Raw genomic sequence first — 24,814 nt, forward strand, 5'->3', positions numbered from 1 at the left:
TGATTCGACAAACCCGCTTCTGACGTCCACTCTCTCAACGGGCCATGTCTTTCGTGTTCATAGCGAGTCATTGCATGAGGTGGCTGCCAATGAAGCTGATTCAGTGTCGTTTCTCGTCCGGTCAGCGCGTGCCACTGCTTGTACAAGATGGTCTAGCAGCGCCATTGCCCAAGCTAGTCCCGTTCATCTACGTCCAGCTCAAGCTCGGGCACCGCGCATACAACACTGCCGCAGCGCACCTGCGTGCGATCCAAGCTTTCTACACCTATGCCAAAAGCCGGGAGCTGGATATCGATGAGGCCATCTTGGCCTGTCACTTTGAAGCGATTCTGGCTCTACTGGACGGTTACGCCCTTTGGCTCCAAAGCGGCCGTCAGGCCGATAATCTGGTCGCCCGAATAGGCACAGCTGCAATGGCATCTTTTCCACAGATCGATCCGCGCACCCGTGACCAGCACCTGCGGCTGTTGAAGCAGTACCTGTCCTGGTGCGTCACCCGATACATCCCGCGCGCTCGTCAGAACTCAACCACTCTGGCTAACATCGAGGTGGCATTTGCAGATGTCGCCGACGTCATTGAACGACGTTTTGAGAGCCATATCATCAATGTTCGTCCCGACCACATTCGTTACCGCAGCCTGACAGATACCCAACTCCAGATCATCCGCACACTGATTCGCCCAGGCGCTGCGGAGAATCCGTTTCCGGAACGATTGCAGTTGCGCAATTGGCTAATGATTGAATTGTTTCTGGAAACCGGTATCCGCCGCGGAGAGCTTCTGAAGCTCTACACCACGGATATCAACCAAGGTTCTCAGCATGCCTATGTCAGCATCAATGACCGCGAACATGACCCAGACGACCCGCGTACTGAAGAGCCTGCGCTGAAAACACACGGACGAACCGTAGGTATCTCCGCGCAGTTGTATGAGGTCTACGAGCACTATATCCAGAGCGAACGGCGCCCTCTGCGTAACGGCAAACCGATGAAATTGCTGTACCGCTATCTGTTCATCTCTGACAGAGGCCGCCCGCTGTCGATTCGCGCATTGTCGAATGTCCTTGACCGGCTGTTTCTGACCATTGAACTGGCTCATCCCGGGTTGTTGCCTAGTCTTTCTGCGCATGACTTTCGCCACACCTTCGCCGACCGTTTCTTAGCTTACCTGATCGAGCAACGTGGGCACGATCTGGAGCGCGCCACGGACGAACTCCGACGAGTCTGCGGTTGGTCTGACACTTCGGCGATGCCGCGCCGTTATGCGAGTCGTTATCTCGCCGAGTCGGCCAACCGCCATAACGCGCAGCGTGCCTCGGCAGCCTGGAGCCGACTTGAGAGTTAAGGAGGTTCGTCGTGACCAAATCAGCCGATCAAGAACTCGCTTCACCCTCCTCCCCTTTTCCTGCCTACGTGTTCGAGGGTCCGGCTCAGGTTGCGATTCGAACTCGCACCAATGATCAGCCAAAGTACGTCGATACCCGTTTGCCGATATGGACCTGGTACGACGGTGGGCTCGCAATGACAATCGATTGGGCTGCGCTCCATCTGAATCCCGACATCATGCAAATTGCCAAAGCGTTCGTTGCATATGCACTCGAAAAGTACGCACCGGTAACGGCATTTAAAGCATCCGGAGTGTTTGAACGGCTAGCTGAAAGCGAGATCTCATCCAAATTTCCTTGGACAAGGCAAGAAGTGGTCACGATAGTAAGCACATGGACAAAATCTCGCGAAAGTATCATCTTTTTTAGAACTTTCTATCGATGGGCCCTTGGTCGAGGAATATTGGGCTTCGACAAAGAAACATATCTCGCACTTAAAGAAATAAAGACAAACCGCGTTGATCCGTACGAACGTATATTCTTATCCCAGTCCGGCCTAGCCCTTGATGAAGAGATTCGACTCCTTAAGCGCATTGAACGAGAGCTTTCATCTGATTCTTGGGAGGAATTCCAGTTTAATATAATTCTTCACTTAGGATTCGAGCTCGCGCCGAGGTCGATTCAATTTCATTCACTAGACATTACGGATTTTGAGTTCATTGAAAGCGCTGATCATGAGAAGTACTACACCCTATGGCTACCCATGGCTAAAAAGGTCGGCCAGCGCAGACCTGAGCGACGTCCTCGTAAAATAACCACCCGCCTGGGTGAGAAAATCTCACGACACGTTGCAGAAGTGCAACGACGCTTTGGTAGCGACTGCGAACCATTATTTGTCAGCCGTCGTGGAAAGCGCCTTTCGGTTCAAAAAATCGGTTTAGGTCTCAAACATGAGCTTCTTGAAGCTGGGGTAGAAAAGCCGAACCAGGTGAGCATGTTGCTGCGTCATCATCTCGGACAAGGTTTGGCGGATCAGGGAACTCCGGCAGACATGATTGCTGATCTACTCGGCCACAACAGCACCGTTGCAGCGCGTGCTTATGTGACGGCAACGCCCAATATTGCCAGGATCAAAGAGAAAGCGCTCGGTAAGAGCCCCTCCTATCAGCGCATAATGCGGAGTTTGTTAACCGGGGAAGTCGTTCAACGCAGAGATACGGCTCCCGAAAGAGCGATCCGCGGCGTCATCGATACGCAATACATCGGGGATATAGGTGCTTGCGCCCTCCCTGTCCACACTCACTGCCCCTACAATCCCGTCTATGCCTGCTACACCTGCAAGAAATTTCACCCCTTTGCTGACGGCCGTCATGAGCAAGTAAGAGAGGCGCTGCAACGAGAAGCTCAGCGGTTCATTGATATGGCAGAACAATCCGGAGATATCATTCACAACCGGCCCCTCGCCCAGCATCAGACAACCATCCTGGCGGTAAGCGCTACGATCGAGCGCTGCCGGCAGCACACAGAGGATGCCGCAGATGGCGCCATCTAGGGCAAGGCAAGGCCTCGAAAGCTTTATTACACAGGAGCAGGCAATTTTCCGGTCATTACCGATTTTGACACCATGGTCGGAACCATTGTGGGGTGTCGGAAATTGGCTACCGCAAAGGGATCCTGCCAAACATACATTGACTTTCGAGACCCACCGACAATCCCTTGAGAAGACAGGTTATCCTGCTCCGAACAAAGGGCCACTCCCCTTCGAATTCCAAGAATTTAGCAAGGCCCTGATTGTTTACCTGCAACGCACCCGAAATCTTAAATTTTCGATGGTTGTTGCATACAACATTGCCGTCCGCCGACTCTATAACCCGTTATTTGAGCGCGGCGTATTTGACCCCACACTATTAACACGGAGCGATTTCGACCGTGTTGTAGATTTTCTCCGCGAGAGTGGCTACAAGAATTTTTATGACGCAATTTCTCATCTACAAGTAATCGCGGATACGATTGATAATCTGCAGCTAACCGAGCTAGCTATCCATTTTGAACACGATGCGAAACCAGAGAAACGCCGCCACGATTATATTTCATTGCATGATCCCGATCGTGCGGTAAAACAGCGAGAATCTAATGACCGGTTACCTTCTCGTGAGGCGATGGAAGCGTATGCCCTATGCTCGAATAACCCCTTCAGTGAGGGCGAGGAAATCTTGCTGCGTGTGATCGACTTATTGATCGCAACAGGACAGCGGGGCAATGAGGTTGCTGTCATACCCTTTGACTGCTGGGTTGAAAGAAGTATCAAAGATGCTGAAGGAAATATTGTAGTTGACGCCCACGACAAGCCTATTCTTGAGTGCGGAATAAGATATTTTGCTGAAAAGCAATTTCAATCCCGGGTGCATTGGCTAGCAGAGAGCGACATCCCCTTAGCGAAGCGTGCAATTGAGAAACTAAAAGCACTGACATTAGAGCAGAGGGAAATTGCGGCTTGGCAAGAGAATAATCCAGGCCGCATATGGCAACACGCGCCGGAAGAAATTTTAACGGACGATCAGGTCATGGAGTGGCTGGGTTTTAGCAACGAACAAGAATATGGAAGAAATCTTTATCTATATTTATCCCGTAATGGAATCTTCCCGTATGATGGTGTGTCCTCTCCTCGAAGCGGGAGAATAAAACGGCATCGATACTTGGCAGGTGAAATTGAACGGCTTATTGCTCCTAAACTTAAGGGGCACGTGGTGCTTACAGAATACAACGCAGGCAAAATTCGCACTGTGCTCAAGACCAGCGAAACACTTGCTATCGCTTTCGATGGTCAGTTTCGTTTCGGCAAACGCAATGAAAATGTATTCCGAGCCGTTCCGCGGCGTGTCACCCTTGTCGATATCAATCGGGCCCTGGGAGCTGACCCCAAGTATCCGTCGATCTTTGAGCGGCGCTCATTGGTTGAAGCAGATGGTTCGCTAATTCGTTTGACCAGTCACCAACCACGCCACTGGCGAAACACCATCTATCACCTGACGGGCATGAGCGACGCCCAACAGGCTCTAGCACTAGGCCGGAAGCGTTTGGAGCAAAATAAGTATTATCAGCATACAACTGTTGAAGAGGACACCGCGGCTCATCAGGAATTCTTAACGTTCAACAGTTATCGTGATCGCATTGACTTTCTTCATACAGAAATCAGAAAGGGCACGATCCAAGGGGCACTAACCGACAGCTATCATGCACTATTGCAGAGTAAAGGCATGAGTACAGCTGAAACATTTCTCACTGTTCACGCCACGGCGCTACATGTCACTCCGTTTGGCGGTTGTGTCCATGATTTTTCACAGGCGCCCTGCCCTAAGCATCTGCAATGCTGGAATGACTGTTCGCACCTACACCTGCTGGGTACATCATCAGAAAAGAAGAACCTCCAAGAACAAGCGGATAGGCTGGCGGAATCCATCATCATTATGCGCGACGCCGGCAGCGGTGAGGCTGGTAGTGACGTCTGGTTGGAGGATCAGGAGCATAAGCTTAGAAATTTGCAGAAAGCACTTGCAAGTGATGTCGGGAAGGGAGCGCGCCAGGTGTTTCCTTCAGGCCGCCCTATCACTGCTACCAAGGAGACTCAGCGGCGAAGCTCAGTTTCAGAGGAATAGAGACTTATGGCTAAACAGAAATTATTGAGAGGGGCTGCTCTGGATGAGGCTATTGATGCCCTCCTCGCCGAAATGATCAGTTTGGGGCTTGAATCTGCACCTATATCACGCTCCGAGGTACAAAAACGCTTGGGTTTGACGAGTCGTGCAACCTTGGTAGGTAAGCGGGGTGAGAACATAGACCGAGCTAGAGTTGCACAACTAAAGGAAAGTGGCAAAGATCCTGACCGAGAACGCCGCCGCAGGACTTTTGAAGAGAAGATAAAGTACCTGCAGTCTGAGAATGCTAGCTTGATCAAACAGCGTGATCAACTTTTTGAGGCTTTATGTTTGATTTCTAATCGCTGCCTGGTGAGGGGATTAGATGTAGAGGACGTTCTCGCTCCGCTGCGTAAACGCTCAACCGATAGTCCGTGAAAGATAGTACAAAGAGACGTTCCGAAAGCACTAATGGACGCAGGTCGAGCTATTCAGAGTAACCAGTTTTCTTCCCTGTTGTTGCTGCAAAGTGTCGAGTTTGGTATTCGAGCAGGCTTTTCATCTGCATAGTTATGTCGCCCTGAAGCCCCCACTCAAACGCTTTCTTATCTAGCCTGTGCTCTCTAAAAAGCTGCTCGGATTTTTTTGATGGCGGATTTATTTTTAGTCGCGCCTCCTGCAGCTTAACTATATTTTTCAGTAACTTTGCCTTATTGCGATTCAAGCATGGAAAACTGATCATCCTATCCACAAGATATATGGCTCTTCTGGCCTGCAAGGGACTTAAAAACTCACTTGACAGTTCTTCATTTATTAATTTTTCGATATCAAGATCCCCATACCAAAATTCCAGTGCGAGTTTTTTCAGAAGCTCAACAGATGCCTTATTTGGAGGATCGCTGTAGAATCCTCTAAAAAAATAGAGGAACTCCCCATCTGATTTGCAGCCGACGCCCATAATTTCTCCAATTATTGGATTAGGCTTTTCATATATTGCCCTAAGTTTTATCGATTTCTTCTTTTGGATGTGACCTTCGTAGTATTCATTGCCATCGATCAGTCGATATACGTATGCTAGATGCTTGCCGTAATGATCCTGCACCTCGCTCAGACTAATTAGCTCTTCCATTCTCCAATTCGTACTTAGATTCAACCAACCAGGGCTTACTAGCTGGACGTTATCGACCACCGTACTGGGGCCGGTTTCCGGTCTCAGGAAATTCTCAAACAGATGGATGTCCGCAATTAGTAGCATTCTACGTATTGGCAGCTCAGAATTTGGTTCAAGACAAGAGACATACAGCCATGGGCAGTGAAGGACGTGCTCAATGTAACGCCAAACCTGGACTCCCTCACAAGAGAGTGTAGTGACGTCAAAACCGGTCATCTCAGCTTGCTTGTGCGTTCTGAACATGATCGTGGTCGCCAAAAATGAACACTATAGATTGTAGTCCTAAAGAGCGCGAGAGGGCTTTATCACTCATTTTGCGAGATGAGCAAAATGGAGCTGAGAAAGGCCTTTGGCCAGGCTTTGAAACGAACCCGAACCAGCCACGGCCTGACGCAGGAGGATTTCTCCGAGGTGAGTAGCAGAACCTACCTGAGCACCCTGGAGAGAGGACTAAAAAGTCCTACGCTGGACAAGCTTGACGAAATTGCGGCAGTACTGGATGTGCATCCAGTTTCTTTGCTGCTCCATACCTACGCTCTCCATTGCTCTGATCAGAGCATTGATCAGATTCTTTGTCGCGTTCGCAAGGAGCTTTCAGAGCTTTCGTGAGCCGAGAGCCGGGGGCAGTCAACAGCTGCGGTAGAGCGTCTGCTGAGACAGTCCAGCGCTACCAATTCGGGTAGGAGCCCTGCTCCTTCGGCCAAGCCGTGTGGATAAATTCCTGGATAGACCCCTGCCCCGTTGGGCATTGGCGCCGAGCAAGGCTGTATCACTGAATGGGACGATGTGGTCATCTACCCGCCCAGGTCTCCCTGCCGAGCTCATTAGACGATGGTCACGCATTAAGGCACTGGCTCATTAACGAGGCAATGGCCGATAGTAGTGGCCACTTTTCAGACAGTTCAAAGTGACTTGGTGAACTATGTCATTGGATGTGGCCTACAGCATTGAAGCTAACGACTTCGTCGACCCTGATCGCGCCTATGATTTGTTCTGGTCTGGGATAATTACTGACAAGCGCGCATTCGTGTGTCCAGCTGCTGACTGCTCCGCCCAGGTGACCTGCGCGAATCTGGACAAAGACGTCCAGAATATGAAGGTAGTCCCTCATTTCAAAGTCTATGGAACCCACAGTGACGCTTGCGGAATCGCTAATGGTGACCCCGTCGACCTAGAGCTCGAGCCCTCCGAAATGGACGGGCAGGAACGCAGAACAGTCGACCAGTCCATCGTGGATGTCTTCAAGCTCGAACGGCCTGCCTCTTACTATGACGAGCACTCGGTCGAGCCAGGCGCGGACGTTCATGTTGCGAAAAAACGGGCCAAAAGCACCAGACCCTATACCTCGAAGCTAGGGGAGTCAGGCATAGTCGGGCCCATCTACTCTGTTCGCTCTGTGGTTAGCAGATACATACGGTACCGTTCTGATGAGACCCTTGAGTTTCGACGGCTCAATATCATCGGGCAGGACGTGCCCTACGCCAGCATCTTCAAATGCATCTGGGAGCAGGATCTACACGACCTGCCTAACCACCCCATCATTTACTACGGCTGGGCGTATGTCGACCGCACGAAAGCCAATAATGGCTATCGAATCAAATTCAAAAAGAGTTTCAAGCGAGGAGATGACAGCCTTATAACCTCATGCTACGTCTCCGACGCGCTCATTGAAAATTACAAGCTCAAAAACCTGATGGCGGTGCGGCTTTCCAAGATCGCCGAGAAGGACAAGCCGACAGCGTTCGTTTTCCTCTACGGCCAGCCCACAATACGGACGTCGAATGGACGTGACTACGCAAATTTCAATCTGAGAAATCTTGACATGATCGATGTCAACTACGACTGCCCCCTGCCGTCCAAATACGATAAGTAGAACAGTCTCATACCCTGACCAAAGTTGGCTCTGCAAATTCCTGCAGAGCCCTCCAAAGGCCTGTAAACCTTCGCCCCAGCCGCTATCGAACCTACGGAGCCCATACCGGCAATGTCGACGTGCCGACCTTGTCGATAACGATGGCCAGGCTTTGTCGGGCGCGAGTTACCGCGACGTAGAACGCCGCTGCAGCCGTAGCCTCTAAGTTTGTGCCCTTCTTGATGAAGCTTTCGATGTTGGCAGTGGGTGCGAGCAACACTCGGCCGAACGTCGCCCCCTTTACTGCTTTGAAATTCTGAAAATCCAGATTGAGGTTTTTCGCCGAGCTAACCGAATGCCTTAGGCATTGCGGTCTATATCGACCTACGTACTCATCGACATGCTGAGTGTGTAGAAGGAATACGCCATCATGCTCAGTCTCGTCAAAGTTCTCCGAGGTGGTGCCAGGAAAGCCCCAGCTCGCGTCAAAAATAGTGTCGGAAAAAGCAGCAATCTCGCTTCTGCACCGATAGGTTATGGTCGCATAGGCGATGGTGAGTAGGCCTTCCGCTTCTCTATCTCTGAACCATTCAAGCGATGCGGCGTATCCAAATTTCTTGTTCTTTTTGCCACGAGGATTTGTAGACAAAACTGCCTGTCGGACATCTCCCACCATCCGCACATCGATTTGAGAGCCGAGCAGCACCTCCAGTATTTCCCAGTCGAAGCTGGCGAGATCCTGGACTTCATCGATCAAAATTTCGTCGTAGATGCACTCTAGCCTGCGTAAGAGCGCTGGCGTCGCCTCCATGAGTTCAAAGGCAAGCTTGCCGAGTTCGCATGCGTACAACCGATTTCCTGAGTCCATGAACCTGCTTCTGCCCACAGCTCGCTCGAATGGTCTGCCGTCGAAGTCAAAGCCCTTGACTCGATCCTTAGGGAATTTGAACCGTAGGAATGGCTGGGCAAAATGACGAAGCAGGAAGGTGTACCAGCCCAAGACCTCCAGCGTGCTGCTATCGCCCGCCTGGCTCGCTAAACGCGAGCGAATTTCCTGCTGGTTCGTTTGTGTGAAAGTGAGCACTGCGATCTTACGATCAGTTGCTTGCCGGCAATAATCCACCAAGCCCTGCGTCTTTCTGCCGCCCGCAACGGCCAACGTCAAATGGTTAGGCATTCTGGATGAACCCCGCCGCCTCTTTCATGTAAGCCGGGGCTTTAAGGGCTTTGTCGGACTCCGCGATAAGCAGAGCACCTTCAGTCTTCTCCCGCGTCATCCACGTAACTAGGTCAGCTCTGTCAGTGATCCCAAGCACTTCTCTGAGATGATCTTCGCCGTTCGCCGTAATCAGCTGCGGTTCGAGGGTATGACCATCGCTTACCTTGCCAATGAAGAGCTCGCGCTTCTTGCCATCCAGCCATTTCATAACCGTCACACGCAGTTCGGCTGGCTCGACGCCGTCGTTGTCCCTCATCACCGCGACCGGTTTATCGACGGCAGCGCACAGCTCAAGACACCTCGCCAGTGCAAGTCCGCGCATGCTGATAACATCGACGCCGGCTGCCATGGGCGTCACCCCATACAAGTCATAAAACACCCTTTCGAAAATGATCTCGTCGGACGGCCCTTCTACCAATACGACCTTCCTCGCCAGTACTAGACGGAGAGTGTCGTAACCAGGCAGGCGCTGAAAGTACCTGACAGTGCTGGGGTCGAGCTCAGTGATTTTCGAGGCTAGGTTCCGGCTCAGTAGATGCAGAGCATTCAAGCCCAGGCGATTAAGCACGTACGTGCTGTGGGTGGATACAAACAGTTGCTGGTCGTCGGTGGCGAGTTTCTCCACTCGCTCAAGTAGCGTACTCAGGCTGGTGTGGGACAGATGATTCTCGGGTTCCTCAATCATGACGATCTTCACTTTGGCCGAGTGACGCTTCATCGCGAGCGATATCTTGATCGCTGCCTGCTGACCTTGGCCAGCCATCGAGAAGGGAACATTGTCTACATGAGGCGTGATAACGCTTTCCCAGGAAGTGCGGGATGTCTGATCCATAGCCAAGGCAATGGGCTCGGCCTGCAAAGATGCCCCTAGGGCAGAGAAACGCTTATTGACGGTCGCCAGTGCCCCGTCGGTCATCGACGCTTTGACCGTCCGAAAACCCAACGAGATCTCAGCCTTCTCGTTGGTTTCTAAGTGATCACTCAAAATCTGACGAAGGTGGTAATCCACCCCCGCGGATGATTTGACCGTCCTGGAATCGATGGTTGCTACCGACAACACCCGCGGGCGCTTGGTCAGTTCCCGGTCAGCAAATGAGCGCCATTCGCATGCGTAGTACTCAATTGGCAGCAAGGCGTTAGGGGCCTTGAGCCAATCATCAAGCATGTCTTGGTACTCTTCGTTGGGGTATATCCTCAAAAACACGCCAGGGCATGCATGGGTCGGGACGGCTGTGTTGACGGCACCACATAGCACCTGCAATTCATCATCATCGCGGAGGTAAAGCTCTATCAGAATTTCGGGCAGTGCGGGCTTCCTGCCAGCGGCTCGCTGCGCTAGAAACTCTTGCACGAGCTCGGTGTTGAACCAGTGCGGGTTCAATTCTTCAAGAACACTCCGGCCCCCGATGCGGCCGTTCAGGGCCAGGGAGACAGCTTCCATAAGGGTAGACTTACCGGCGTCATTGCCCCCAACCAAAATGTTCATTTTCGGGTTGGGGAGAAGGTTGAAATCCTTGTAGATGCGGTAACCACGGATGTGAATTCTGGTGATCATGGCTCGTCATTCCTTTGGCGAAAACGGTGCCTACTCAGCGTAACTCGGTCGGGGCCTCAATCGTTGAGTAGAAACCAGGGCACTCGATTCGGGAAAAGCAATGATGCGCAAATGGCGCCAATCCGCGTTGCAGGGTCTCGAAGCGACAGGTCATTATCCATCTGCGGCTTGCACACATCAGTCCAGCGCTGAGCAACATCTGCCACCGTCCAAACCTTGTGGCCGATCTGGAACACATGGTTTATGCCATTAGGAACGAATGGCTGACTGAACTCCAGGTAGCTTTGCGGGATGAAGATGTTGAGGTACGCGTGATCGAGACTCGCCAGGTTGTAGTCCAATTCCTCCTCCAGCGAGTGTCGTCCACTGATGAGCAGGACAAGCGCCAGTGTTTCAGAGGGCGAGTTGCTCAAGGGCTCCAAAGCAGCTGAGTCCTTGTCTGCGCGTGCCTTGAGATACGCATACACATCCGCTGCCGGCAGCAAGGGCCTAGCAAGCCGGCCCTGATGCTCAACGAGAGCGTTGATCAGCGTGCTAATGACTAGCTCGCCAAGACCATTCAGGTCATCGGTTTTGATGGCTGTAAGGAACGCGGCCCAGTACGGAGCTTCGTCTTCGCTCATACCAGCACACGTGCTGGCGTAGTGCTCCAGCAGAAGAGCGCTCAGGTGCTCCAGTGCTTCTTTGAGTGGAGCATCACAGATGCCGAGTTCACGAGCCAGATGCACCGCAGCGCCCGCCCAGCCCAAAACCCGCGATATGCGCTGCGGAAGGTAGAACAGGTCGGGAATACCATGACGGCATAACGAGGTGGGATTCTCTCGAAGTGCATGGACGATATCGCAAAGCAGCTGCTCAACATCCCCTACAATCTCGTGGGCAAGTCCCACAATGCAGTTGCGCGCGGTGCTGTCCTTATGGGACGACTGAAGGAGCAGAGCCACACATGTCGCGCTCAGCTCTACTCGCGAGAAGCTGTTGGCGTGACGCCCTGCGCTCTTCTCCAATGATTGCCATATCCCACCAATGAAGGCGCCTGCTGAGTTGGGTATGTCGGCCAAGCGATCAACGAATTTGGTGAGGACAGGAAAAAGTTTATCCGGGGTGAGCTCGTGTTCCGGGGCGAACACGAGCGTGTAGAGCTCGGCGGAATGACTGCTGATGGCTTGTCCAGCTGGGGATGTGGGTATGATCCCAGTGATCCCCAGCAAAGAGGATGTTGGATTCTCGGTAGCATGCGGATTGCCAAACAGCGGCATGTGACCGTAGAGATTGACGCCCCATACGGATGGCATTTGCCCTCCCTGGGTCTGTTCTGCCACATACTGCGCAGCGGGTCGGCCTATATCCAACAGATCGAGCATCCTGGCCCGGGAACCCGTGTCGATCTCTCCACTCAGCACTTTGAGTAACGCGAGGGTTCCATACCCACCACGACTGGTCTCGCCAGCGTACTGATCTGCCGCGGACGACACAAAAAATGAAACGCCGAATGTCTTGGCTTTACCGATCACTTCGGGCTTCAGCAGGATGCCTAGGTTGGAAACCATACCGCCTGCGTTGCAGGCATCTATGATGACGTTACAGTGAGCAGCTTTGAGCTCGTTGAAGTACTCGAACAGACGACTTAGGGCAAACCCCGTGGTGGAAAGGCGATCACCTCGGGTATCGCTCAGGCACAGGAAATAACTGTCATTGGCTTCTCCGCCATGGCCTGCAAAGAAGAGCGTGAAACTCTCAATCTCATCGTACCTGTCTTGAATATCAAGCAGCGTTGCGTCCAGCTGATGCCGGGCCGGAGATCTAAGCAGATAGGCGTCCGCTGGCTGGATACTGCTCAATGGCCCTGTGGAAAGCACCGTATGGATAGTAAGCGCGTCACGCTCGGCCCCAGACAGCTTATTAAGGGCCTCGTAATCGTCACAACCGATGCACAACAGAACTTTCGCCATTACTGCTCCCTGCTCCGAAATTTGGACTTCCGTGCGGCTTCCTCTGCCAACGCCTGAGCGATTTTGAGTTTCTTAATCTCCTCGGCCCTCGCCAGCAGTGCTGGTTCTTGGAGCGAAGGATCAGAATGTAGGCGTTTGGCGAGGCTGGGGTGCATGCGAAATTCTGGAAGCGATACCTGGCCATCCCGATCCACCGAGTATTCGACTTGCTCGATAGCCTTGAGCATCTGCTCGCCCAAGCTCCCTGTGGAGCCATCAATGATGTTACCGCTCTCCTCACACGTATCGGAGATCATCTGGTAAAACGCTTTGGCATAGCTGTCCGCCATGCTGTTGGATATCTCATCGACTGTGCGCTCAATGACGTCGAGCCGACCCTCCATAATGTCCTCGAGGCGCAACCTTGTTTCGTGCTTAATCGTCTTCATCTGGTCGACCCGGCCCGGGGCATAGCTGTGATGTGACTGCCACGATCCTCCGTGACTGAAGTGCTGGACTTCATCGCCGCCACCCACTTGTCTGCGCGCTTGATCGAGCCTTTCCCCTGTAGCTTTCATGAACGTTTTCATGACGAGTTCCGCCTGGGCGTCAAACGGGAAAGGATGGGCCTTATCCTTCATGTCTCAATCCTCATTGATCAAGTCCGGCCGAGCAGACTGCGTCGCGTCGCAGCCAGCAACACGCAGCAGCTTCTGCCTCATAACCCGCATGATAAAAAACACACTGGTGGCACAAACCACTGCAATTGCTTCGATAAGTGATGGCAATCGTATGGCTATTCTACTCGCCTGGTTCTCTTGGATGTCTTTAGATTTTTAGATTCTGAATTTGGGCGGGTGCTTGTTTTATTTGGTGTCCGGCCGGAGAGTTGTTTCTTGGCCTTCTCAGCGAGATCTATAAAGCCAGTAAGAGCGCTTCGCAAATCATTTAGTTCTTGCGGATCGATCCCAAGGCCAGACTTTGACTCAGCATGCTGCTCGCTGGACTCTATTTTTAACCGGAGCTGGCATATTGAGCCGGGAAATATTTCAATAGACAGCACCTTAGGCAGCTGCTTAGGCAACTCCAAAAGAGGATTGTTGGTAAAGGTTTTTGTCAGCCACTTATATTCGTCCCAGGATATATCAAAATGCGACGGTTCACTGAAAGATAGTTTAGCTCTGAGATTCTTTTCGATTCCTCTAGTTGCGCGAGCCCAATCTACCTCCCAGTATTTTGGGCCTGCAAGGCCGGCGATCAGTCCAAACCAAGTGTAGACAGCAGGAAACTCTCGAGAAATGCTCTTCAGAAGAAATGCATGCGATGTGCTGCGCCCTACCAAAAATGCTGCTGCAGCTATATTTGCTGCTACATATTTTGTCCGATACTCAGTGCCAAGATTAAGTACGGCATCGGAAAATTTCCTATATGCCAGAACCCTGGACTCCACTGAGTCACTTAATAAATCTGGATAATCGTTTAGATTTGAGAGGGAAGAGTTATTTGAGAATAAGTCATTCCCCTGTCCATTTGAAGAGGCGAACAGCTTAAAGATAGAAGAAATGCCGTAGTCAGCGCCTAGTGCTTCATTAGAGATTTGCCATACTAGCTTTAAATCCCTTATAGCCAGGGTGCGCGCTACAAATTTTCCATCTTTTTCGAGTTGCTCCAGACGAACTATGCAGTTCTCAATCAAGTCCTCGTCATTGTAATGCATTACAGCATTAGCCATTGCACTCGAAAAGGTTGCCTGAGCACGAGAAAGAGGTAGCGCCTCAATAGACGACTCCATGTCCCCTTGAGCAAGTATTTCCCCAAGGATAATCGAGGACCACCTGCTCGGCTGCTTAGTGTACTTGTGGGCTTTAGTGGGATGTTTTTGTATAAGCCTATAATCGCCAAGGCTAAGGACTCGCCCAAACTGACTAAGGGGAGATGTTTCCGGTGCGTAGATTTTTAGCCAAGCCAAAATTTCTGCTGGCTTTTGCTCTGGCAGAATCAACACCGAAGGCGCATAGTACCTCCTTTTAAGATCGTCAATATGATACCCCAGCACTAAATCACTCGATACTAATGCCGGATCCCCCACTGCCGCCCCCCCCAAGAGCTCAGGTGCCCCCACTGAAAGTAGGGCCTCAGGTAGCGAATTCCTCGGAAATACATACCACTTAAGCTCTTCCATCATTCTTCTTCCGGTAGAAGGTTACCCAAGCCAAATAACTTTTTCTTGGAAAAAGCATTTTCTAGCTTTGTTGTCGTTGGGCCTGTTCGATATACATTTAATGCTGTTTTAGCCCTAGTGACGCCGGTGTAACTGAGCTTGGTTCTATTCAGCGGGAAACGTGTCAAGCTTTCAGTGCCAAATATATGCACGCACCTAAACTCGGTACCTTTACAGCCGTGCAGCGTCAGTACGTGAACAGGCTTTGTGGATGCAAACGTCGCTTGTTCGTCCACTCCATGCACAAAGACTTTATCTGCTAAATCAGTGGCATCAAACCGATCTCTTAACTCGTTCCTATCTTCTTGTCTAGGACAAAAAACACCAATAGAGTCACCGTTAAACGCATCCAGCTGGAGACGAATTTTTTCAATCATAAGCTCGAATTGAGCATCCCGACTGTCACATGGATGGAGCTCTGCAGTGGATTTGCCCTGAGTGGCAGGATCATAGTTGCATGTGTCTTCTAAACTGGGCGTGTCTGCCGCAGGGGGCATTAGTCTATCGGCTACTTTAGCTATTGCCTGCCCAATCCTAAAATGCTTATCCAAATGATATGTTTCCAAGCTCTCTAATTCGTGGATTTGAATGCCATCACGCTCATATATTCCTTGACGTCCATCGCCACAGATGCACACATTTTCAGAGAGCTGCAATAGAGATTGTAATTCTCCAACGCTCAAGTCCTGTGCTTCATCTACAAATATAGCGCTATAGAGGTGTTTGGATGGTCTGCGGCTATTTGCCTCTTGAATCTGCCTGAGGGCCTGCTCACGAACCTCATTATCAAAATCGCCTTCTTTGGTTATGAAGCGCTCACCTGAATGCTGAAGGACGTGCTCGTATGCCCAGGAGTGAAAAGTCTTAATTTGATGGCTCTCGATAAGCCCTCTTGCTACGGCTCCACTTCGAATAAAATCAGCCAAAGAGCGCGTGTATGTGATAAACAAAATATCTCGCTCTCCACTGCCAATCGTGACTTCAGCGCGCAGTAGGAGCAAATTTGTTTTGCCCGACCCAGGCGGGCCAGATATAAAGTAACGTCCCTCGATCGGCAGGCCGATGAAGTCACGCTGAGCTTGATCCATCTGCTTTTGATTCCGCCACCAGCTGGTATTCAATTTCAATCTCCCCGATTACCTAGCGCTATATCAAAAGATCTTTTTTATTGAGCGACAACAATTGCCCTTGGTCGTGAGCCACACTATCTACTATATCTAGAGCGCAGCCTATTAGGCCTGCAATCTCTACGCACAGCTCAGCCGCACACTCATCAGAGTTGTTATCTATCGATACGCAACAAGCAATCGACTGGTGAAGTGCGTCAAAATCCACATGCTCATCACCTGAAAATATTCCAGCCGACATCTTTATGTTGGCCGTTTTTAAATATATTCCTGTCTGCCAATCCATCATAAGCCTAATACCAATAACCGCACCGATTACAGGGGTTAATAAAAAATCTGAACTCTCGTTTTCTCCGGGGGCGGCAGAATAAAATCTGATAGGCAGATCTGTTTGACAGGCTGATATAAGTTGCTCTCGAACTTTTGCTATCAATGCATCTCGAAACTGCTCCCGGTCAAATCTAAGCCGCCTCGTGGCTTCGTCATCGCCTAGCGCCCGGCGAGACTCCAATCGCCGCCTTAGGGTCAGAAGGGTTTCGTTTGAGTCGAGCAGATCGAAAGCGCTCCAATCAACAATATTTAGCCGCGTGGAAATGTCCTTCGTTAAGCACTTGCGTGCGAGCGCTTTGAGATGGGCAAGTCGTGCAGGATTACCATCTGTAAACGATGGCATTTGGGTTAGTACGGCTTTTGCGACCAGCCATCTATTGCCTGCCTCTATTTCTGGCTGAAATATTGATTCTTTCATTACTAGATCGTGCAGAACAGCTCCGACCTGATAAAAATTTAAGGCATGCCATAGCACAGCAGATGGTTCATCTAAGCGAAACAAATATTCGGGCGAGCTATATTGAGCTGTCGCCAAGAATGGGCGAAGGCTACCTTGATCTGTCTCCGCTGCGTCAGGCCCCGGATCAAACTCCCTAACAACACCAAGATCCAATAGCTTCAAACAAGCCCAATCAGGCGATACATGTATATTTTCAGGCTTTATGTCTCGATGTACAATATTTAGATCTTCAAGGAAGCGGACTGCTTGAGTGAGCTGTTTGATAAGGGGGATCACTGACTCGTCAGGAACATCCTTAAGAATTTTCTTGAGTTGAGGCCAGGCAACAAACTCCATTTCGACAAATGCAGTTCCCTCCGCCATTTCGATGGAGTAGGTTTGAACTAACTGCTCACAGTCATGATTGATTAGGCGCTTCTGAAGCTCTAGCCTTTGTTTCTCCTTTGAATTATCATCATCGTTTACGAATTTAGGATCAAAAACTTTGTATGCTCTTACTCCGCAAGGAGTCTCGACTTTATAAACTGCTGCGGAGCCGCCGGCATTTAAGAACTCTATTTCTCCATAACCATCTTTTTTTGAAAGATGACTTCGCAAGCGACCGGCCAGGTCCTCAACTATTTCTTGCGACAGATCAGGCATTCCTTGCTCCCCCTTCCTCAATGAGGCCGCTGCGGCATAGGCATTGGTTACCGCACACTGAGTGTGCCATTCATTTATTGCGCCGGGCTAGTAACCTCTCGCACCAGATCAATCGGATCCGCTAGCACCACCGAGTGGATGCAGCAGGATAGGCATGGAGGCGCTTCATAGGCTGCTCCGGTTGGCTACCGGTTCATGGCGGCGAGGACTTTCAGCCGCGGCTAGGAAACGAGAGTCTTCCACCTTTCAGAGCATTCGCGGTTTTGCTGGAAGGTTGGAGTTCAGCGTGGGCCAGGTGGAATGCTTCAAAGGCCTTGCTGATCTCTTGATCAACCAGAGCTAATGTCTCCCCGCTTCCCACCGTATCAAGCAGGGATAGGTCAACTTGCTGAGCCTCTGCGAAGGACTGCAGCAGCTTCCAGAACGGAACCTTATGATCTATATGCAGATCACGACGGCACACGATGTCCTTACCGCTGATCGCACATTTGGCGGGCACCTGCTGTGTCTCTCTAAACGCTATCAACTGTGAGCGAACCGAGAATCTGAGGGCCTCGCAAACCTTCCCATAGGATGACTGTCGCACCCCGGTGATGCAGCGTTTATAGGAAAATGAGGTCTCTGTACCATCACTACGAACGAGCCAAAGCCCCTGGCCTGCACCTAGTGCATTCCGCTCAATTTTGAAGTGGTCGACACCTGAGCCAATCTTCCGCTCTGCATCAGGGTGTAGAGCAATGAGCAGATGGAGTTTTTGGATGGCAATTTTGTGAGAAACCCTGCCAACCGGTGCGGTGGCCACGAAGACCTTGAGTCTATCAAGCAGCTCTTGTTTAGATGAGTACTGAAATGGCCCTAACCAGTACAAACCTGCATCTCCTCACCCGTCGTGTCTTTTAAGCTCTGTCAACAGAATCGTGGCGTGCAAAGGCTTACTACTTTGCATGAGCTTCTCATGAACGTGGAGCTATGAACATCGGAAGCTATCGCTGAGCCGAATGGCTAGCGGCGCCTACAGCAAGGGCGTTCATGAACGCAATACATCGCCCATAAGTTAAACAAGGCGTGTATCGATGTTTATCCACTTGTCTGAGCCATCTGCCCCCCTGTCTCCATCTATTCGTAAGCATCAATAGCCAGGAGCCAAATCCTCGTATCCGTCCGGCCAACACCCCTTCCTGACCCCGACGCCAAAGGCGATGGTGTCCACCTAAATTTTGATCTGACCCCGAAAACTTGGACGCCTTCTATCCCCGCCGTGCTTGAGTCCTGTATTCCACAGGGCTCAGGCCGCTTAGTTTCAGTCTGATTCGCGAGTGATTGTAGTAGTGTATGTAGTCCTCTATACCTGCTTCAAGCTCATCGAGACTGTTGAATTTGTTCAGGTAAAAGAACTCGGATTTCAACGTGCCAAAAAAGCTTTCCATAGCCGCATTGTCATAGCAATTTCCTTTGCGGGACATGCTTGGCTTTACCGCACGCTCGTTCAGCACGCGGCGGTAAATAGGCATCCGGTACTGCCATCCCTGGTCGGAATGCAAGATTGGCTTATCGCGCGGCCGCAGCCGTTCAAAAGCTTGCCGTAGCATCGCGCCGACCATGTCGAACAGCGGGCGCCTGGCGGTCTTGAAGGCGATGATTTCACCGTTGTAGAGGTCAAGTATCGGTGAGAGGTAAAGCTTCTGCCCGCCGACCCGAAACTCCGTCACATCGGTTACCCATTTCTGGTTCGGTCGTTAGGCATCGAACTTCCGTTTCAGCAGGTTCGGCGCTACCTGACCCTCTTCGCCTCTGTAGGCCCGGTATTTCTTTATGCGCACACGGCTTTTCAACTGAAGCTCGCCCATGAGGCGCTGAACAGTCTTGTGGTTCACGAGATGGCCAGCTCGCCGAACGGCAGCAGTGATGCGGCGATAGCCATATCGGCCCTTGTGCTCGTCGAAAATTGAGCAAATTCTGGTCTTCAGCACCGCGTATTTATCAACGGATTGCTGCACCTTTTGTTGATAGTAAAAAGTGCTACGGGCCAGGCCCGCCAATTTCAGAACGCCTTCCAGAGGGTGCTCCTGCCTCAGTTCAATCACGATTTGCGCTTTTTCCGCTGCGCTGCTCGTTCCTTCGCTTGAACCAAGGCATCGAGCTTTTTTAAATAAGCGATTTCCATCCGTAACTGGCTCAACTCAGCCAGCAAATCATCACGCGTACAATTTCAAATCTCGAAGAGGGATGCTCGGTAGCGCGGTTTGAACCACGACTTCACCTATATCATACAACGTTACAACATCCTGATACCGCATGACATCAGCGAATGCCGTTACACATAACACAACTTTTTTGAATTCAGCTCCATCATGCGCGGACACTCTTAGCACTGGGCTTGTAAGTTTTCGCCTAAAAAAATATGATTTGCCAAATCATATCGCAGCTAATTCCGCATCCGAATTTTTCAGGTTTATCTACTTTTAGCGCTCGATAGATGTGGTGCTCGGTTGAAGCCTTATATGCCTCTTCGAATAGAATTCTCTCGACAAGCTCAAATGCGGGCTTAAAAGCCCGAGCCAATATAGACTTGACAGCCCCTGACAAAATAGAAACTACATCCATTATGCAACCTGCCTAACAATAAAATTAACAACTATCGCTCGATGATACTAATCCACGGTCCATTCATAAGAGCGCGCGATTAGCCTTTTCGTGCTACCTTATCGAAAGGCAGCACGTTCCATAAGGGCTAAGCGAATATGTAAAACTTCCCACGTCAGATCCGTTATGGTTCCGCGTAGACCGGCTGACAAATCAGAAGCTAATCTTACTTTCACTCCATTTTCCAGTTCATTTTGAAAGCGACTAAATATACGACTAAGAGAACCTGCTGCGTCGATAAGCACATCATCTACAGTATCTTCTAGCTTCGTCGCAATGCACTCCATACTGTATCGGCATCGCTCCATCATCCTTGTTACAAATTCAAGTTCTTTGGCATTCATCTCACGCCCTGATTCTGCGCAAGCTGCCGACATAGCACTGATGGCATCCAGCGCCTCATCATAAAACTTCAAATCATCATCAATTATCGGGGGGTACGGTAAGCTGTCTTTCCATTTGTCAGCGAACGTGACGTCAGGGAATAGCGAAAGTATAAAAGTCATGCCAATAGGAGATAAGCACCCATTTATTACCGCTCCGTAGCTAATCGTTGCGTTGTTCGATAGTGCAGCTGCCACTGCGGAGAAAGCTTCTTCCGTGGTTAACCAATCAAAAAGCGTCTCTACCTTCAAGAGAACAGCAAACTCAGCATCAGGCCATTGAGCGCCACTGCTTTTAGGTTGTCTACGCGAATACACTTCGACGTCTAACCCTTTGTCCGCCATAGCGAGCCGTATCTGTTCTCGGCGAGCGGATGTCAATGAATCAGCCCTTTGAAACGCATCATTCGCAGCGCGATGTAGAACTGAGTGCCGACGACTCATGGTACGAAAGCGGCTTGCAGAAACGCGGCGCTGATCCGGATTCATAGCAGCATCGGCAAGTACCGCGCGTATCTGCCGAAGCGTCTCGGCTATTTGAACCAACATTTCCAGGGGGGGCTCGCTGGTCATGCGCCATAACTCTGGGCGATGTAATAACTCCGCGTCGCGCACCAAGCTAGCTGTCCGAGCAGCCATTAGGTTGGGCTTTTCCGAAACTCCATCAGTCAGTTCAGTCATCAGTCGTTGCAGACCTGTAACAAAGTCATGAAGTTTGTCACCATCATTCGACTTACCTGGTGATAGAGGCCCGGAGATTGACTCACTGATACTCGGAGGCTGAATGAACGTTGTTAGCCAATCTCGAATCTGCAGAAGCATTTTCCACTTCGCTCCTGGGATTTCCATCCGACAGTAGAAATCCCCCGCCTCCCTCAGCTTTACTCCAAGTTCATTGATTGCAACGGCTAAGTCTGTTGTGCGCTGGGTCTCGGTGGGAGCAGCTACCAATCGGTTGATCGCTCGAATTTGAGCTTGGTTCCAGGCAATTCGTATCGGAGCTATGACGGCATGGCGAGGCATTCGCTTGGTGTTCTGAGAGTGCGCTCCATACCCAACGGGATGGCCGTCGCAGAAGATCGCGTCTGAAATAAGGAGCTCGGCATCAGGTACCACAGCGCTCATAGCGGTGCATAAACGTACGACCTCCTCATTCAGATCTGACTGAACCTCAGAATGAACGAAACGAACGTACCCAGTCACATTGAGCTTGCCATCAGACTCCCCGATTTCAGGGCAAGTTACCCAAGGTGTCTCACTGTACAAGCGATTTATTAGAGCGGACGTGCCTCCGCACATCTCAATGACAGCTCGTGCAGCATCTAAATCTACTTCTCTTAATGTGATTAGAAGAGCTAGAAGATCTTCCAAGGAGGTATTAGTCAAATCTCCACTTGGAATGCACTTGATAGACGGCGGTGATTTGCAACCGACAATTGGCAATAACGTCGCAGCCAGCTCGGCCGCCTCGCTAACACTTAATTCGGCAGGCCAAGCGGTTGCTGCCATCTCGATCAAAATGTTGCGTAGATCTGCGACATCGATTTTCGAGAAGGAGGCATGCGCTAACTTCGGTTTGGCGAATAACGGTTCGTCGCCGAAATCCATGCTCGCGAGAGTAAACATAAAAGTGAACCCGCTTAAGCGGTCCTCAATATCTACTGAACGAGAAATTTCCAACCATTTTTCTGCAACTCGATCCGCGGTTGCGAGTCCGAGGCCATGAAGAACTGGCGTCCAGCACCGCCCGTCTTCTGTCTTTAGCCGAGCGACGAGCCCCTCCAAAATGGCTTTTTCCTCTTCAGGCCATCGTCGCAGCACCCGAACGATGAACGCCGCGAAAGTATCGCTCGCAAGGGTTTCAGCTGCCGCTGTGACTGCCCGACTTCTAGCTTCACCGAGAAGCTCACGGATGGCTACGTCAAGATATGTCGAGCGGATCTCGTGCAGCCCCATGAGTGCACCATCAGGCCTGGCACGCACCGCATGCTCATCGACCAGTCGCTGAAGCAACTTTGCAAAGCGAGGCTCATCCATTCCAGAAAGTATTCGAAGCCGAACTGGGTCTACAGCTGCCCCTTGAGCAGCAGCGAAGGAAATGGTCCTTAGAATCATCAGCTCATCGCCCCGGTCTTCAGCAAGACGACGACGCACCTGCTCACGAATCGTCTCCTCAAGCCGCTCCCCGGCAGTTAGTAAGTGGGTGTACTCGAGAAGCAAACCGTTACTTAGCTCAAATGGCTCTTGCCAGTGACTGAAAACCACTGAGCCGGACGTTTGCAGAGCTTTCCATATTCCGAATGCCAGACTCTCATCCAGCTTGGGCCGGATCGTCGGAGTACGAGCCGCGGATGACAAAAGAAAGATGTCCTCCTCTCTCACCGTTCCAATGGCAAGCAGACCTGCCTGAGCCTCTACCTCCCGAACAAGCGAGTCCCAACCCGAGGTCTCCTGCCGGCCCACATCGTCAACAACGAAGCCTACGGGGCGCGCAGGACTCGCTTCTAATAGTTTGGCGAGCTGAATGAGTTTTGCTACGTCGGCAACCTGCAACTCCCGAATGCGATACCAACGCACTGCATGACGCGTATGGTGAGCGGACAACCAGGCCAGAGCTGATTTTCCAGCACCAGAAGGTCCCGCGATCAAAGCAAATCGCTTTGCCTCAAGGCCGGTTAAAATGTCTGCCATCAACTCCGGTCGAGCGAATACTAGACCAGCACCAACGTGCCCTGGAACTACGTTGACACCTCGATAGAAGGCACCAGATGGCATCGGTTCGCTGAAGTTTGCGATCTCAGCTAGGCCAGCAGTCAAAGCAACGTAGCCGATAGGATCAATAATCCCTTGAACTCCATCGATACGCATCTGTACATCGCTGCGACCCAACGTCTCTGGCTTGTCGCTCGATGCTAAGTAGTTGGAATCAGATGCTTTCCCAGCCTGTTCGCGAAGTTGTTGTAGAACCAGCCGCACACCCGCAGGCGGTAGTGATGTACTGGAGAGAGCAGTGCAGCCACGATCTAGCGGGTCGGGCTCAATCACCAAGTGGGTGCGTGCTAGTAAAGCCTCGACGATACCACTCTCGGGTTGCCCTAATGCCTCTGCCAAAAGCTTTTCGAATTTCGTCAGATCTTGGCCACTTTCCGCAAGCGTGACTATCCAACCTGTAGGTTGAATACCCTCAAGCGGTCGCTCTAGTACCAGTGCTAGTCTCACCCGATTGGATTCACGCCAGTCGAGCGGGAGATCCCTAGCGCTTTTGGCAAGGTGTTTTGCCGTCTCAGATTGGGAGAAGACACCCTGAGGATCATGCCTGGCCTTGAGCTGGGCTCTAAACTCAAGCTCAGGTCCGTGCAAGGTAAGGTCGTCGACCCCTTCCGGAATGAGCCGCGCCCAAGTGGCTTCGCCACTCCACGCCAATGAGGCAAGCCAAGCGGTTACTGCGTCTTGATACCGAAAACCCCGACCAGCCCGTGCACCTGATCGAGTCATACTCCAAAGCTCAGGGTCAATTAACAACTGCCGAGTTAACCCAGGAAATTCCATTTTTTGGCGTCTCTTTCAATTTTGCTGCTGAGCTTAATTGAGTTTGCTTCAAAGGTGAAAAACAGATCTCCGGCTTGATTGGATCGCTCAATTTGTAACAAATTATTTGCAACAGGGTACGGACTAAGACGAGCAACATAGCTTTTTCATTGAAGGCGACGAATTAAACTCTCAGGCCTAGGAAAAGCGGGTGTCAAAGGTATGAACTGAAACGCAACACCCAGCGAAACGACCTGCTCTGTTAAACACAGTGTGTATCGATGTTTATCCACTTGTCTGAGCCATCTGCCCCCCTGTCTCCATCTATTCGTAAGCATCAATAGCCAGGAGCCAAGTCCTCAGTCTTGACTAGACTCTCTTCGGCATGGAGATCTGACGCTTGGAGAGAACGCTATGTGTGATGACGGCAGCACCCATAAACACTCACGAATCGTGATATCTCCCTTTTCACAGCAGTCCAAACAATGGATCAACACGAGGGAGAACTGGCGTAAAGCCAGGCGCTCAAAAATTGAAGCCAATACAGAAAGGACCGACCTGGCCGACTATGAATTCTTCACCTTCGACGGGCCTTCGAAAAAAAGGCTCAAAGAGCGTCTGCAAAGTTGCATCGGGCCTGATGAAGTCATCTACATTCTGGGACATTGCGCGCCAGGAAGCATCGACTTGTCTAAAGAGTAAAGAGGTCTCTGCTAGCGGCGTTTTTCAAGGTAGTTGTCGCGTCAGCCATCAAACTATGCAGCTTGTTCGAGGTGCTGTTGCTCTTGATCAGG

The 24,814-nt window shown here is 51.0% G+C and carries 17 protein-coding genes and 1 pseudogene; 7 read left to right on the plus strand and 11 right to left on the minus strand.

Annotated features, from left to right (window positions below; all coding sequences use genetic code 11):
- Positions 1–89 precede the first annotated feature (89 nt).
- Genes N4Q37_RS14065 through N4Q37_RS14080 form a run of 4 tightly spaced genes read left to right on the plus strand, consistent with a single transcriptional unit; the run spans position 90 to position 5,396 of the window.
- The gene (locus N4Q37_RS14065) at positions 90–1,343 is read left to right on the plus strand and encodes a tyrosine-type recombinase/integrase (protein WP_260958604.1); all 1,254 of its coding nucleotides are present in this window, start codon (positions 90–92) and stop codon (positions 1,341–1,343) included.
- Between the two features lie 11 nt (positions 1,344–1,354).
- Positions 1,355–2,875, plus strand: a complete 1,521-nt coding sequence (locus N4Q37_RS14070; protein WP_260958605.1) for a tyrosine-type recombinase/integrase — start codon at positions 1,355–1,357, stop codon at positions 2,873–2,875.
- Positions 2,862–4,979 (plus strand): hypothetical protein, encoded by a 2,118-nt coding sequence (locus N4Q37_RS14075; RefSeq protein ID WP_260958606.1) that lies wholly within the window; start codon positions 2,862–2,864, stop codon positions 4,977–4,979. Before N4Q37_RS14070 ends, N4Q37_RS14075 begins: the two co-directional genes overlap by 14 nt.
- A gap of 6 nt (positions 4,980–4,985) precedes the next feature.
- A complete protein-coding gene (locus N4Q37_RS14080) occupies positions 4,986–5,396 on the plus strand; it encodes a hypothetical protein (protein WP_260958607.1) in 411 nt (136 codons plus the stop codon).
- Positions 5,397–5,445: 49 nt separating this feature from the next.
- Here the strand turns inward: N4Q37_RS14080 and N4Q37_RS14085 are convergent, their stop codons facing one another.
- Positions 5,446–6,087 carry a hypothetical protein gene (locus N4Q37_RS14085; protein ID WP_260958608.1) on the minus strand — a complete coding sequence of 214 codons (642 nt, stop codon included), beginning with the start codon at positions 6,085–6,087 and terminating at the stop codon, positions 5,446–5,448.
- A gap of 372 nt (positions 6,088–6,459) precedes the next feature.
- On the opposite strand from N4Q37_RS14085, the gene N4Q37_RS14090 reads away from it, so the two are divergent.
- Entirely contained in the window at positions 6,460–6,738 is a 279-nt protein-coding gene (locus tag N4Q37_RS14090) for a helix-turn-helix domain-containing protein (RefSeq protein WP_260958609.1), read from the plus strand.
- A 313-nt stretch (positions 6,739–7,051) separates the two neighbouring features.
- Positions 7,052–8,002 (plus strand): hypothetical protein, encoded by a 951-nt coding sequence (locus N4Q37_RS14095; RefSeq protein ID WP_260958610.1) that lies wholly within the window; start codon positions 7,052–7,054, stop codon positions 8,000–8,002.
- Between the two features lie 91 nt (positions 8,003–8,093).
- Here the strand turns inward: N4Q37_RS14095 and N4Q37_RS14100 are convergent, their stop codons facing one another.
- The 10 genes and pseudogenes from N4Q37_RS14100 to N4Q37_RS14145 form a co-directional block, all read right to left on the minus strand.
- Positions 8,094–9,158: a UvrD-helicase domain-containing protein gene (locus N4Q37_RS14100; protein WP_260958611.1), complete on the minus strand. Its 1,065-nt coding sequence runs from the start codon at positions 9,156–9,158 to the stop codon at positions 8,094–8,096.
- Complete coding sequence (locus tag N4Q37_RS14105; protein WP_260958612.1) at positions 9,151–10,755, minus strand: ATP-dependent nuclease; 1,605 nt, start codon at positions 10,753–10,755, stop codon at positions 9,151–9,153. The genes N4Q37_RS14100 and N4Q37_RS14105 overlap by 8 nt, the downstream gene beginning before the upstream one ends.
- 56 nt (positions 10,756–10,811) lie before the next feature.
- A complete protein-coding gene (locus N4Q37_RS14110; RefSeq protein ID WP_073666797.1) occupies positions 10,812–12,707 on the minus strand; it encodes a caspase family protein in 1,896 nt (631 codons plus the stop codon).
- Positions 12,707–13,327: a hypothetical protein gene (locus tag N4Q37_RS14115; protein WP_260958613.1), complete on the minus strand. Its 621-nt coding sequence runs from the start codon at positions 13,325–13,327 to the stop codon at positions 12,707–12,709. Before N4Q37_RS14115 ends, N4Q37_RS14110 begins: the two co-directional genes overlap by 1 nt.
- Before the next feature lie 155 nt (positions 13,328–13,482).
- Complete coding sequence (locus tag N4Q37_RS14120; protein WP_260958614.1) at positions 13,483–14,868, minus strand: hypothetical protein; 1,386 nt, start codon at positions 14,866–14,868, stop codon at positions 13,483–13,485.
- Positions 14,868–16,028: a UvrD-helicase domain-containing protein gene (locus N4Q37_RS14125; RefSeq protein WP_034055540.1), complete on the minus strand. Its 1,161-nt coding sequence runs from the start codon at positions 16,026–16,028 to the stop codon at positions 14,868–14,870. The genes N4Q37_RS14120 and N4Q37_RS14125 overlap by 1 nt, the downstream gene beginning before the upstream one ends.
- Positions 16,029–16,053: 25 nt before the next feature.
- A complete protein-coding gene (locus N4Q37_RS14130) occupies positions 16,054–17,466 on the minus strand; it encodes a serine/threonine protein kinase (protein WP_260958615.1) in 1,413 nt (470 codons plus the stop codon).
- Positions 17,467–17,677: 211 nt separating this feature from the next.
- On the minus strand, positions 17,678–18,334 hold the full coding sequence (locus tag N4Q37_RS14135) for a DCL family protein (RefSeq protein ID WP_071537742.1): 657 nt from the start codon (positions 18,332–18,334) through the stop codon (positions 17,678–17,680).
- Between the two features lie 379 nt (positions 18,335–18,713).
- A pseudogene (locus N4Q37_RS14140) lies at positions 18,714–19,669 on the minus strand (IS3 family transposase); the annotation flags it as partial.
- Between the two features lie 499 nt (positions 19,670–20,168).
- Positions 20,169–24,041, minus strand: a complete 3,873-nt coding sequence (locus N4Q37_RS14145) for a hypothetical protein (RefSeq protein WP_260958616.1) — start codon at positions 24,039–24,041, stop codon at positions 20,169–20,171.
- Positions 24,042–24,434: 393 nt separating this feature from the next.
- Between N4Q37_RS14145 and N4Q37_RS14150 the strand changes: the two genes are divergently transcribed.
- Positions 24,435–24,722 carry a hypothetical protein gene (locus N4Q37_RS14150; protein WP_260958617.1) on the plus strand — a complete coding sequence of 96 codons (288 nt, stop codon included), beginning with the start codon at positions 24,435–24,437 and terminating at the stop codon, positions 24,720–24,722.
- Positions 24,723–24,814 lie beyond the last annotated feature (92 nt).

The organism is Pseudomonas citri (assembly GCF_025336485.1).
GTDB classification, from domain to species: domain Bacteria; phylum Pseudomonadota; class Gammaproteobacteria; order Pseudomonadales; family Pseudomonadaceae; genus Aquipseudomonas; species Aquipseudomonas citri.

Excerpts from the sequence above, each read along its gene's own strand:
- N4Q37_RS14065 (WP_260958604.1), top strand. The coding sequence starts at position 90 with ATGAAGCTGATTCAGTGTCGTTTCTCGTCCGGTCAGCGCGTGCCACTG.
- N4Q37_RS14075 (WP_260958606.1), top strand. The coding sequence starts at position 2,862 with ATGGCGCCATCTAGGGCAAGGCAAGGCCTCGAAAGCTTTATTACACAG.
- N4Q37_RS14080 (WP_260958607.1), top strand. The coding sequence starts at position 4,986 with ATGGCTAAACAGAAATTATTGAGAGGGGCTGCTCTGGATGAGGCTATT.
- N4Q37_RS14085 (WP_260958608.1), bottom strand. The coding sequence starts at position 6,087 with ATGGAAGAGCTAATTAGTCTGAGCGAGGTGCAGGATCATTACGGCAAG.
- N4Q37_RS14090 (WP_260958609.1), top strand. The coding sequence starts at position 6,460 with ATGGAGCTGAGAAAGGCCTTTGGCCAGGCTTTGAAACGAACCCGAACC.
- N4Q37_RS14095 (WP_260958610.1), top strand. The coding sequence starts at position 7,052 with ATGTCATTGGATGTGGCCTACAGCATTGAAGCTAACGACTTCGTCGAC.
- N4Q37_RS14100 (WP_260958611.1), bottom strand. The coding sequence starts at position 9,158 with ATGCCTAACCATTTGACGTTGGCCGTTGCGGGCGGCAGAAAGACGCAG.
- N4Q37_RS14105 (WP_260958612.1), bottom strand. The coding sequence starts at position 10,755 with ATGATCACCAGAATTCACATCCGTGGTTACCGCATCTACAAGGATTTC.
- N4Q37_RS14110 (WP_073666797.1), bottom strand. The coding sequence starts at position 12,707 with ATGGCGAAAGTTCTGTTGTGCATCGGTTGTGACGATTACGAGGCCCTT.
- N4Q37_RS14115 (WP_260958613.1), bottom strand. The coding sequence starts at position 13,327 with ATGAAGGATAAGGCCCATCCTTTCCCGTTTGACGCCCAGGCGGAACTC.
- N4Q37_RS14120 (WP_260958614.1), bottom strand. The coding sequence starts at position 14,868 with ATGGAAGAGCTTAAGTGGTATGTATTTCCGAGGAATTCGCTACCTGAG.
- N4Q37_RS14130 (WP_260958615.1), bottom strand. The coding sequence starts at position 17,466 with ATGCCTGATCTGTCGCAAGAAATAGTTGAGGACCTGGCCGGTCGCTTG.
- N4Q37_RS14145 (WP_260958616.1), bottom strand. The coding sequence starts at position 24,041 with ATGGAATTTCCTGGGTTAACTCGGCAGTTGTTAATTGACCCTGAGCTT.
- N4Q37_RS14150 (WP_260958617.1), top strand. The coding sequence starts at position 24,435 with ATGTGTGATGACGGCAGCACCCATAAACACTCACGAATCGTGATATCT.